We start from the raw sequence: 11,364 nt of genomic DNA, 5'->3' as shown, positions 1-11,364 counted from the left end.
AAAAATCGGCAAAAAATTCATGGTACAATTTAATTAATGGGAGTCGCTCGTACCTACGCCTGACTTTTTATTCAACTAAAAAATATGGTAAAACAAGGCCGAAAACTATTACTACGTTAAAATTAACAAATGTAACAAAAGGATTAAAAAAAGTTATTAATAAATAAATAATCTTTTAAGTAGAAAAGTTCTAATTCTTGATATTATCTAAAATAGTCTGTGAAATATACAGAAGAGTAAAGAGATTCTTAGGAAATAAGATATGAGTTACGCTAATACACAAACTCAGTCTAAGTCTGGGTATCAGGCTGGAGTTAAAGACTATAAACTGACTTATTACACCCCTGATTACATACCAAAAGATACAGATGTTTTGGCTGCTTTCCGTATGACACCTCAGCCTGGAGTTCCTCCAGAAGAAGCTGGTGCTGCGGTAGCTGCTGAATCTTCTACTGGTACTTGGACAACAGTATGGACTGACTTATTAACTGACCTAGATCGCTACAAAGGTCGTTGCTATGATATTGAGTCTGTTCCTGGCGAAGATAATCAATATATTTGCTATGTAGCTTATCCTCTAGATTTATTTGAGGAAGGTTCTGTAACTAATATGTTGACCTCCATTGTAGGTAACGTATTTGGTTTCAAAGCACTACGGGCGCTACGTCTAGAAGATATGCGGATTCCAGTAGCATATTTGAAGACTTTTGAAGGTCCTCCTCACGGTATTACTGTTGAGCGTGACAAATTAAATAAGTATGGTCGTCCTCTATTAGGTTGTACTATTAAGCCTAAGTTGGGTCTATCTGCTAAGAACTACGGTAGAGCAGTTTATGAGTGCTTGCGTGGAGGCTTAGACTTTACCAAGGATGACGAAAATATTAACTCTCAACCTTTCATGCGCTGGCGCGATCGCTTCCTGTTCGTTCAAGAAGCTATTGAAAAGGCCCAAGCTGAAACTGGTGAAATTAAAGGCCACTACCTCAACGTAACAGCTCCTACTGTTGAACAAATGATGGAGCGTGCTGAGTTTGCTAAGGAAATTGGCACTCCAATCATCATGCACGACTACCTAACTGGTGGTTTTACAGCTAATACAACTTTGGCCAAATGGTGCCGTCGTAACGGTATTTTATTACACATCCACCGTGCAATGCACGCTGTAATTGACCGTCAGAAAGCTCACGGTATTCACTTCCGCGTTTTAGCTAAGTGCTTGAGAATGTCTGGTGGTGACCACCTCCACTCTGGTACTGTGGTTGGTAAGCTCGAAGGTGAAAAAGGTATCACAATGGGTTTTGTGGACCTAATGCGTGAAGACCATGTTGAGCAAGACCGCGAGCGTGGTATTTACTTTACTCAAGATTGGGCCTCCATGCCTGGTGTAATGCCAGTTGCTTCTGGTGGTATTCACGTTTGGCACATGCCAGCTCTAGTAGAAATCTTCGGTGATGATTCCTGCTTACAATTCGGTGGTGGTACTTTGGGCCACCCTTGGGGTAATGCTCCTGGTGCAACAGCTAACCGTGTAGCTCTAGAAGCTTGTATCCAAGCTCGTAACGAAGGTCGCAACTTATTCCGTGAAGGTGGCGATGTAATTCGTGAAGCTGCTAAGTGGTCTCCTGACTTGGCCGTTGCTTGTGAACTCTGGAAGGAAATCAAGTTCGAGTTCGAGGCCATGGACACCCTCTAAGTCTGTTGAAAATGGAAGATTTTAGATTTTAGATGGCAAGACATAGATAGATATGTCAAACTTGACTGCTAAGGATTTAATCTATCCTTAATCTAAAATCTAAAGTCTAACCATAGATTCAGGCTAGGGTCAAATATGGATATAAAAAAAGTTGCTAAAGATACTACAAAGGTACTGACGAGCTACCTAACCTATCAAGCTGTGCGGACAGTAACGAATCAGTTACGAGAGACAAACCCGCCGTTAGCAATTTGGTTAAGTGGTTTTTCCTCGACAGGCAAAATTCAGGATGGAGAAGCTTACCTACAAGAGCTACTTCAGGACAATAAAGAATTAGCATTTAGAGTGATGACTGTTCGAGACCATTTAGCAGAGGAAGTAGCTGAGTATTTACCAGAAATGGTTCGCAGTGGTATTCAAAAAGCTAATATGGAACATCGCCGTGGGTATCTCGAAAAGATAACGCAACTAGAAATAGTTGACCCTAGTTTAGAGCCTGAGCAACGAACTGATTAGCTACGAAAATTTCCAATACATTTTTCCCTACGGGTAAACCCGCAGGTTAGTTTCCAAAGTTTTTTTGGTTAAAAGCTTTGGAAAAGTTGTACATTGATTAAACAGTAAAAAAAGATGAGAACATTACCAAAAGAGCGTCGTTACGAAACCCTTTCCTATTTACCTCCTCTGACTCCTCAGCAAGTTAGTCAGCAACTTCAGTACATTTTGGATCAAGGTTTCATCGCTGGTGTAGAATTCAGTGAGTCTTCTGCTCCAGAAATGCACTACTGGACTTTGTGGAAGTTACCTCTGTTCCATGCTAGAACTGTTAATGAAGTTTTAACTGAAATCGACGCTTGCCGCAGTGAAAATCCTGATTGCTTTATTCGCGTGATGGGTTTTGATAACGTGAAGCAATGTCAAGTATTAAGCTTTATCGTACATAAGCCTAATCAAAGAAGATATTAATTCATCGCTAGATTAATATAGTGTAGTGGGGTAGGTAAGTTTAGTCTGCCCCACTGTTTTTTTGCCTTGCATTATCAAGAAAGGGATAAACATTCAGAATTTTGGGTTTCGTACCTTAACCCAACCTACAAGATTGGCGATCGCCCTAATATTGTGGCATTGGTGAATCAAGCTATGAAATCTAAAATTGTCAAATATAAAATGCTTTTTAATTAGGGTTTGTTGATTAAATTTCAATGTCTTAACAAGTAAAGATTTTAGCTTTAATTACAAACACCTATTCTTTAACTCTGTGGCAGTCATAAAATGATAATTTTGCAGGAGAGGAGAAAGGATATGTCAACCAAAAACGCTAGCTATTGGATTGAAAAGCTTGGACTTGAAAAACATCCAGCAGGAGGTTACTACAGGGAGACTTATCGTTGCGCTCAAGAAATACCTCACGAAGGTCTACCCAAAGAATTTGATGGGTCTCGCAATTGTTCAACAGCTGTCTATTTTTTATTGGAAGGAACTGATTTTTCGCCACTTCATCGCATCAATTCTGATGAGTTATGGCATTTTTATGCTGGGACTTCGCTAACGGTTCATGTTATTGATGAATCGGGAAACTATTGTCCAATAAAACTCGGTGATAATTTTGAGGAGGGTGAAGTCTTTCAAGATGTAGTGAAAGGGGGAGCTTGGTTTGGCGCGACGGTGAGCGATCCGCAATCCTATTCACTGGTGGGTTGTACAGTAGCTCCTGGTTTTGATTTTAATGATTTTGAGTTGGGTAAACGAGAGGAATTAACTAAGCGTTATCCTCAACACAAGTCTCTGATTGAGAAAATAACACGAATTTGACAGGACTTACGCAACAGCATTAGTAATGCTGGCAAAGTCCTGAATAATGATCGACTTACACAGAATATATAGCGGAAATGTAATGTATAAGTCCTGAAATTAGCGATCGCTCAAGTAACTACTAAATCTTTACCGAATTATTAATTATTAATAATTAATAATTAAATAATTCTGGTTTAAAGCCTCCCCTTGGATAGGGGAAAAAAAGTGCTAGGATATTTCCTTATCTTCAATCCTCTCGGTTTTAACCTTCTTGTAATTATCAATTATCCATTATCAATTATCAATTAATGAACTTATTTTTTACATGAAAATTCAATACAAATCTCCAGAAAATTTTCAATCCTCTGAAATTGAGCGCCACCAGCTACAGAATCAGAAACTTGTTGCTCCACCACTGGATGATAAGTTTTATGCTGAGAGTTATGAATTACGCAAGGCAGCTTCGACGATGACAGTTTCTGCCATTGAGTGGTTTCGCAATAATGTCACAGTATTACTGGAGGGAAGTTATTCTCGGTCACACCAAAACGATACCTTGTCGGTACTTAGTATTGGTAGTGGCGAAGGTGATATAGATATAGAAATTATACAGAGCCTTGTCCCTAAACTTAGTCCACAATGGAAACAATTACGATATGTCGCACTTGAACCAAACCAGATTCATCGCGATCGCTTTCTACAACGGCTCAACCAAGAATCTTTTGGCCAAAACGTAGAGGTGTCTGTGCGTGATGAGTATTTTGAACCAGGTAGATTTGAAAGGGAACAGAAGTACGACTTAGTTCTGTTGACCCATGTTTTATATTACTTTGACGAGCCTTACCAAGCAATTGAGAGTGCTTTAAAGCAAACAAGAGAAGGCGGACAGGTGGTCATTGTCCACCAAACAGCTACAGGTATACCTCAAATTCAGCGTGAGTTTATGCTGGAAGTGAAAGGGAACCAAAATGAGATGTTCACAGCAGAGGACATTAGAAATTTACTTGATACTCAATCTCATCCGCATCAGTATCACCATGTCGATGCTCGTCTAGATGTAACGGAATGTCTCCAAGGCTTGGAAAATGGCATTAAAATTATGTCCTTTTGTATGGAATGCGATTTGCGCCAGCTTCAGGAAGCAAAATTTGCCAAAATTCTCCAGGCATTTTGGAGGTTGGCTGAGATTGAGGACAGTGGAAAAGCATTTATCAATGAACCAATTGGGGTTTTTGTTTTGCCAGTTCCGAGTGTTACTGTTGAACAAAGAAGTCCAGAAGACAAAGATCCAGTAATTGATTATTGGCAGTTGGCGCAGCGTTTCGACTGGGCGGGTACTTTTTTATCACAATATCATCACGGCGAAAATTCATCTCTGAGATTACTAGATGTTGCTTGTGGGACAGGGCGCTGGTTGGAAGCTTTTCGTCAGTATATTCAGCTTGATGAAGAAATTGGCAATATTGTCTACGATTTTTTAGATCCTTCTGAGAGTTCAATTGCTCAAGCGAGTGATAAAATTCATCTTCCTTTACAGCAAGGGAAACAATATGTTAACACAATTCAATCAGCAAATCTAGAAAGAAATGTTTACGACTTATTGTGGTCGATGCACGGCTTTTATATGATTCCACGGCAAGATTTGGCGGTTGTATTGAAAAAGTCTGCTAGTTTGCTGAAGGATACAGGAGTTGGATTTATTGCTTTAGCTACTCGTAAATCTTTTTACGTTGATTTCTACGAGCAATACCTACAAATTTTCAAGGAAGGAAAAGGTGAAGGATTTACCTCTGCTGAAGATGTCATAGAGAGTTTGGATGAATGTGGAATTGAGCATCAAGTCCATCGGATATTCTATGAAGAGCCAATAAAAGCTGATGACTATGCAGCATTAGAGCATTATATCAAACATGAGGCAACAGTGAACTGCTTTAACAAGGATAAGGAAACAGAACAGTTATCTGAATCACACGAGATTACCTTGGAAGAATTACTGTCTCATCCGGAGATGGAACGATACCTCAATTCATTGCTCAGAAACTCCGTCTATTACTTTCCTGAAGAGGTTTTGCTGATTTCGTTTAATGCTAATTAACATGGATATAACTAGGGTTTGCGCTCAAAAGTCTTTTTGCCAAGGCAGGGAGTAGGGAGGTAGGGACGTTGCATGCAACGTCCCTACAGAGTCAAGAGGAATAGGGAGTTATAGACGAGGTAGTCGGAAAAATTATAACAGGACTTACGCATGCGAACCCAGAAACCCGGTTTCTCGTAGACGTCTATTGCTCAAAACAACGATTTATCCTAGAAACCGGGTTTCGCGTGCGTAAGTCCTGTATAAGAGTGATTTTTCTGCCCTTATCTTACCTACTGGAGAGTACAAAGTTCTTCTAAAAAAAGATTTACTTTCATTCTTAAAAGTATTACTGATAAAAGCTTACAGCACATACAGCTCAGTCTCGTGAGTTTCTAACTTTGGGATTGCTGATACCCAAGGCTAGCAATGGCTATTCCAAGGCTAGCAATGGCTATTCCCAAGAACTTTGTACTGTCTAGTTACCTAAATACTAACTTTTAACTGATAACTGAAATGAGCATTACTAAAACCAGAGAAACTTTAGCCAAGTCCTGCCCTCAGAATGAACAAGACTTGCGCGAAGACCTGGCTGCTGCATACCGCTTGATTCATCACTACGGGATGACGGATATGATATACAGCCATATTTCTGTGCGCATTCAGGAAGAACCAGCTATATTCCTGATCAATCCCTATGGTATGCTGTTCGATGAGATATGTGCATCAAATCTAGTCCGAGTTGATGTTAATGGCAACAAAATTGATGCTATAGATGCTGAGGTAAATCCGGCAGGATTCACTATTCATAGTGCCATTCATCTAGGTTGTCCTAATGCTCATGGAATTTTCCACATTCATACCATTAGTGGTATGGCAGTTGCTGCTATGGAAGAAGGTTTGTTGCCACTTAACCAAGCTTCCATGGAATTCTATAATCGTGTTGCGTACCATGACTATGAGGGAATCTCTCTTGACCTTGATGAGCGAGACCGAATTGTTGCATCCCTAGGAGCAAAGAAATGTTTAATCCTGCGGAACCACGGACTTTTAACTGTCGGGCGAAGTATAGCTGAAGCATTTTACTATATGTACTATCTGAATCAGGCGTGTGAAATCCAAGTTAACGTGCTAGGTACTGGAAATAAGCCTATTATACCACCACCTGAGATTTGCGAACATACAGCCCAACAGTTTGAGGAAGCAGCCTTCCATAACCAGGAGGTCGCCAGGGTATGGGCAGCTAATCGTCGTTTGCTAGATAGGCTCGATCCCTCATATCGTGGGTAGTAGTTGGTGAATATTAATTATAGGACTTACGCACAAGGACACATATCTAGCGCAAAAAACTATAACGTTATAGTTTTTGAACTCTATATATAGTAGCTTTGCGTAAGTCCTGAATTATAGACATGGAAATCTTAGAAACTGTTTGTTAACTCATAAAAACCTCTCTCTTAGGAGGATAAAGGCTTTTCAACCCCCATTCCCTTGTAGGCAAGGGGAGCAGGGGGGTTAGATTTAGCGAATTCATCGGTTCCACGCAGCACTTCTCAAACAGTTTCTTAGTTAGGACTTATACCATTTTGATAAATGTTTGCTACAAATAACTAGGGGATTTTTTAGGAGTCAGGAGCCAGTCCTCAGGAGTCAGAATGAATTGCTTCGATACCACTTGTTGGGTTGGAAATCATCTTTTTTGTCAAAGGAATGTCTCCTGAAAATTATTTTTATCGCTCTTACTATTCGTAACATTCTTTTTTCAAAATGGTATTACACAGAGACCACAGATATAGCGCAACAAACTATAACGTTATAGTTTTTTAACTCTATATATAGTAATAGTAGCTTTACGTAATATCAAATCCTGTTAATTGCACATAGAACCCGGTTATATGATATATGTTAATAATTCCATATTCGATTTCGCCAACTCCCCAACTCCGCATCTCCCCCACACTTCCCATACTCCCCAACTCCCCATCTCCCCCAACAACTCTAATAAGTATTCAACCGGATTTGATCTAATACCAATTCCCAAAAATAATGCTATACTTACTCAAAACTTCAGTTATTAACTAATAAATCAGTAAGAGCAATATTTTTAACAATTTGTTGCCATTAAATGAAGATATAAGNTTCAAATGCTTTACGGTTTAATCCTGTTAATGCTCTGAGTAACCTATCTTGTTTTAAGGCTCGTTCAATATTTAGCATTCTTCTGGCCAATTTCTGCTTGAACCATTTTACCTTATTTCCCAACAACTCTAATAAGTATTCAACCGGATTTGATCTAATACCAATTCCCAAAAATAATGCTATACTTACTCAAAACTTCAGTTATTAACTAATAAATCAGTAAGAGCAATATTTTTAACAATTTGTTGCCATTAAATGAAGATATAAGATGTTTTTGAACCCTACTCCCTACTCCCTCTGCTCAAGGAGATGTAGCAATAATGCATGAGAAATGGTATAAGTCCTGTTAGTAACCTTGTTCACAATTTACCACATTCTGCAAAGGAAGACCATCACGAAGGCAACAAATAGCATCTACAATTGGTTTTGTCCAGTATTCAGAATCAGTTTGAGTTGCTACATGGGGTGTTATTGTAATTTGAGCGTGTGACCAAAATGGATGATTTTCAGGTAAAGGTTCCCTAGAGAAAACATCCAGACAAGCACCTGAAAGTTGACCATAATCTAATACTTCTAATAAATCTTTTTCTACTAAATGTTGCCCCCGTGCAACATTAATCAAATAACCTCCTTTAAGCATAGCTGAAAAGGTTTCACGATTAAGAATCCCTTCTGTTTCTCTAGTTAAGGGAAGTAAACAAACCAGGACACGACATTTACTCAAACAAAGTTTTAATTGGTCTGGTCCATAAAAACACTCTATACCATCAATATTCTTTGGTGTCCTACTCCAACCTCGAATCGGAAAACCAAGAGTATTGAGTTTCTCAGCAGCATCTTTTCCCAGAACACCAAGACCTAAAATTCCTATGGTACAGGAGTTGGTTTCTGGTAAAGGTAAAGGTTCCCAATTTCCTGCTCTTNATTTACTCAAACAAAGTTTTAATTGGTCTGGTCCATAAAAACACTCTATACCATCAATATTCTTTGGTGTCCTACTCCAACCTCGAATCGGAAAACCAAGAGTATTGAGTTTCTCAGCAGCATCTTTTCCCAGAACACCAAGACCTAAAATTCCTATGGTACAGGAGTTGGTTTCTGGTAAAGGTAAAGGTTCCCAATTTCCTGCTCTTTGAAATGTTTGATATTCAAATGCTTGTCTGTGAAAACGAAGAACTGCTAATAAGATGTATTCAGTCATTCTTGATGTCAGACAAGGTTCAACAATACGAACAATGGGCACATTTTGGGGAAGATGGGGGTCTCTTAAAATCTGTTCTACTCCTGCTCCGAGGGAAATAATTCCTTTGAGGTTCGGAAATTTTTCCATTATTCCTAGAGGGGGTTTCCATGTTAATATGGCTTCTATTTTCTCTGGGTTCTCTACTTCTGGCCAGAACTGGATATCAATATCTGGTATATTTGCCTTGAGTTCCGTAACGAATAATTCCAGATTTTCAGCTTCATAAATTATAAGTATTGAAAACATAACCAAAATCCTAAATATGACTACAACAAATCCAAATCTGAATCAATTGTTTACTTCTGATACCTTCGCCGATATGATTAAAAACAAATTAATTAAAACGGTTGAAAACTATCAAGTATCTAATCCCCAAAAAGAAATATACATGATGGCGTGGGGAGACACAACTTATCCAATACCATCAAAAGTTGTTGAAGCTTTGGTTGATGCTGCAACGAAGTTAGGTCATCAATCAACTTATACAGGATATGGGGAATTTGATGGAAATATTAAGCTAAGAGAAGCTATCTGTCACAATTACTATAAACCTCGTGGAATTAATCTAAAACCAGAGGAAATTTTTGTGAGTGATGGGGCGCAGTCGGGGACTTTTGGTATTCAGGAATTGTTTGGTTTAGATAATGTTATTGCCCTACAAGACCCGATTTATCCTCCATATTTAGAAGCAAATTTGTTGGCAGGTAGAAATAATATTATTTATCTAGAGTGCAACGATAAAAATAATTTTGTTCCAGATATTCCTCAGTCAAAAGTAGATGTAATTTACCTCTGTTTTCCTAATAATCCTACAGGAGGAGTTGCTACTAAAGAACAACTAAAAGCTTTTGTTGACTATGCCAGAAGTTATAAGTCTGTCATTATTTTTGATGCGGTTTATAGTGCTTTTATTACTGACCCTAATATTCCTAAAAGTATTTATGAAATAGAAGGGGCAACTGAATGTGCGATTGAAGTGGGTAGTTTTTCTAAAACGGCTGGATTTTCTGGATTAAGATTAGGTTGGTCTGTAGTTCCTGTTGACTTAACTATTAAAAGAACTGTAGCAGGAGAGTTGACTGAAATGTTTAGAATTAGTCAATCTATCAGGTTTTGGGGTGCTTCTAATTTAGCACAACAAGGAGGAATTGCTGTTTTGTCGGAAGAGTGCCAACAAGAATGTCAAGAAATTGTTAACTATTACCTAGAAAATGCGAGAATTCTCAAGGAAGGTTTAGAAGCTTTTGGACTGACCTGTTTTGGTGGTACTAATAATCCTTATATATGGGTAAAAGGAGCGGAGGGAATGAGTTCTTGGGATGTTTTTAATCAACTTTTGTTCAAAGCAGGAATTGTTGGTGTACCTGGTTCATTGTTTGGTTCGAGTGGAGAAGGTTTTTTACGCCTCAGCACTTTGGGTCGTCGGGAAGATATGGAAAAAGCTAGTTGTATACTTATGGGATTTGCGGCTCGGTAATTAATTGATAATTGATAATGGATAATTGATAATTACCTGGTGGTTAAAACCGCTACGGAATTGAATATAAGGAAATATTATTTCTTTTCTTGGTCGATTGGATATGGCGTTTCGCTGCGCGACATGAAAAGCGTAGCGGCTCTGTCAAGAGCGGGAAATCTCGCCATCCCATCCTAACGGAATGCTGCGCAAACGACCGCTTTTTCCCCTATCCAAGGGGAGGCTTCAAGGCACGAATTATTTAATTATTAATAATTAATAATTCGGTAATTTTACAAGAATTAAAGGAAATAGAAAAATTATCAGCATCAAAAAATATTACCTTAGAAAAATTGCTATCTAATCCAGAAATGGAATAACACTTATACCATTTCTCAAAAAGAATGCTATATAGCAATTCCCAAGAAGCGTGAGGTACAAAATTCTAGGTTTTAGGGAACAGGGAATAGGTATGGAGGGAACAGGGAATAGGTATGGAGAGAATCAGGAATCAGGAATAGAAAAGAAATTTAAAGATAGGTGTACCTCATAAGCTTGAGAAACGCTATATTTAATTGGGTGGGGAGTGTGGGATGTGTGGGGAGAGGTAAAAGTAGAAAGAATATATACTAACTGACTAATAATTGTCAAAAATAGATTGGAAATCTTAGTAACTATTTAACTTTTGAAGTAGAGCTTTAGCATAGCATTACTTTTAGTAATTGGTATAAAATCTCTGATTAGAAACTCTATTTATTAGTTTAATCAAGAGATTTGGTTGATTTAATTTCATGGTTAAATTCAAGCTATAAAAGAATTATGGATGAAAGAATATTATTAGAGCAAGAACATAAAGCAGCAGGATCGAAGTTTTTTTTAGCTTCTATGGCAAACAGTCATATTAAGCACTTAATCAAGCTTGCTCAAGACGAAAGTTTAATAGATTTACTGGGTTGGAATACATT

At 38.3% G+C, this 11,364-nt stretch carries 8 protein-coding genes and 1 pseudogene; 7 read left to right on the top strand and 2 right to left on the bottom strand.

Going from position 1 to position 11,364, the window contains the following annotated elements; genetic code table 11:
- The first annotated feature begins 262 nt into the window (after nucleotides 1-262).
- From AFK68_RS26555 to AFK68_RS26530, 6 genes are all read left to right on the top strand, one after another.
- Nucleotides 263-1,693: a form I ribulose bisphosphate carboxylase large subunit gene (locus tag AFK68_RS26555; protein ID WP_094676526.1), complete on the top strand. Its 1,431-nt coding sequence runs from the start codon at nucleotides 263-265 to the stop codon at nucleotides 1,691-1,693.
- A 135-nt stretch (nucleotides 1,694-1,828) separates the two neighbouring features.
- A complete protein-coding gene (locus tag AFK68_RS26550) occupies nucleotides 1,829-2,209 on the top strand; it encodes a chaperonin family protein RbcX (RefSeq protein ID WP_094676524.1) in 381 nt (126 codons plus the stop codon).
- 114 nt (nucleotides 2,210-2,323) lie between these two features.
- Nucleotides 2,324-2,659, top strand: coding sequence for a ribulose bisphosphate carboxylase small subunit (locus AFK68_RS26545; RefSeq protein WP_094676522.1), 336 nt, complete (start codon nucleotides 2,324-2,326; stop codon nucleotides 2,657-2,659).
- Between the two features lie 336 nt (nucleotides 2,660-2,995).
- Nucleotides 2,996-3,505 (top strand): cupin domain-containing protein, encoded by a 510-nt coding sequence (locus AFK68_RS26540; protein ID WP_094676520.1) that lies wholly within the window; start codon nucleotides 2,996-2,998, stop codon nucleotides 3,503-3,505.
- 307 nt (nucleotides 3,506-3,812) lie between these two features.
- The gene (locus AFK68_RS26535) at nucleotides 3,813-5,582 is read left to right on the top strand and encodes a methyltransferase domain-containing protein (protein ID WP_094676518.1); all 1,770 of its coding nucleotides are present in this window, start codon (nucleotides 3,813-3,815) and stop codon (nucleotides 5,580-5,582) included.
- A gap of 495 nt (nucleotides 5,583-6,077) precedes the next feature.
- Nucleotides 6,078-6,851: a class II aldolase/adducin family protein gene (locus AFK68_RS26530; protein WP_094676516.1), complete on the top strand. Its 774-nt coding sequence runs from the start codon at nucleotides 6,078-6,080 to the stop codon at nucleotides 6,849-6,851.
- A gap of 1,195 nt (nucleotides 6,852-8,046) precedes the next feature.
- On the opposite strand, the pseudogene AFK68_RS46580 reads toward AFK68_RS26530, so the two are convergent.
- Both AFK68_RS46580 and AFK68_RS46575 read right to left on the bottom strand, forming a co-directional pair.
- Nucleotides 8,047-8,623: pseudogene (locus AFK68_RS46580) on the bottom strand (NAD(P)-dependent oxidoreductase); the annotation flags it as partial.
- Nucleotide 8,624: 1 nt separating this feature from the next.
- A partial coding sequence (locus AFK68_RS46575; RefSeq protein ID WP_371357573.1) for an NAD(P)-dependent oxidoreductase occupies nucleotides 8,625-8,901 on the bottom strand: 277 nt, incomplete at its 3' end.
- Between the two features lie 304 nt (nucleotides 8,902-9,205).
- Between AFK68_RS46575 and AFK68_RS26515 the strand changes: the two genes are divergently transcribed.
- Complete coding sequence (locus AFK68_RS26515; protein WP_094676510.1) at nucleotides 9,206-10,420, top strand: LL-diaminopimelate aminotransferase; 1,215 nt, start codon at nucleotides 9,206-9,208, stop codon at nucleotides 10,418-10,420.
- Nucleotides 10,421-11,364 lie beyond the last annotated feature (944 nt).

Origin of the sequence: Hydrocoleum sp. CS-953, assembly GCF_002260545.1 — a bacterium.
Classification (GTDB): Bacteria; Cyanobacteriota; Cyanobacteriia; order Cyanobacteriales; family Microcoleaceae; genus Trichodesmium.
The sequence above is the reverse complement of the archived record's forward strand: the minus strand, read 5'-3'. Positions and strand labels throughout refer to the sequence as shown.

Excerpts from the sequence above, each read along its gene's own strand:
- AFK68_RS26555 (WP_094676526.1), top strand. The coding sequence starts at position 263 with ATGAGTTACGCTAATACACAAACTCAGTCTAAGTCTGGGTATCAGGCT.
- AFK68_RS26550 (WP_094676524.1), top strand. The coding sequence starts at position 1,829 with ATGGATATAAAAAAAGTTGCTAAAGATACTACAAAGGTACTGACGAGC.
- AFK68_RS26545 (WP_094676522.1), top strand. The coding sequence starts at position 2,324 with ATGAGAACATTACCAAAAGAGCGTCGTTACGAAACCCTTTCCTATTTA.
- AFK68_RS26540 (WP_094676520.1), top strand. The coding sequence starts at position 2,996 with ATGTCAACCAAAAACGCTAGCTATTGGATTGAAAAGCTTGGACTTGAA.
- AFK68_RS26535 (WP_094676518.1), top strand. The coding sequence starts at position 3,813 with ATGAAAATTCAATACAAATCTCCAGAAAATTTTCAATCCTCTGAAATT.
- AFK68_RS26530 (WP_094676516.1), top strand. The coding sequence starts at position 6,078 with ATGAGCATTACTAAAACCAGAGAAACTTTAGCCAAGTCCTGCCCTCAG.
- AFK68_RS26515 (WP_094676510.1), top strand. The coding sequence starts at position 9,206 with ATGACTACAACAAATCCAAATCTGAATCAATTGTTTACTTCTGATACC.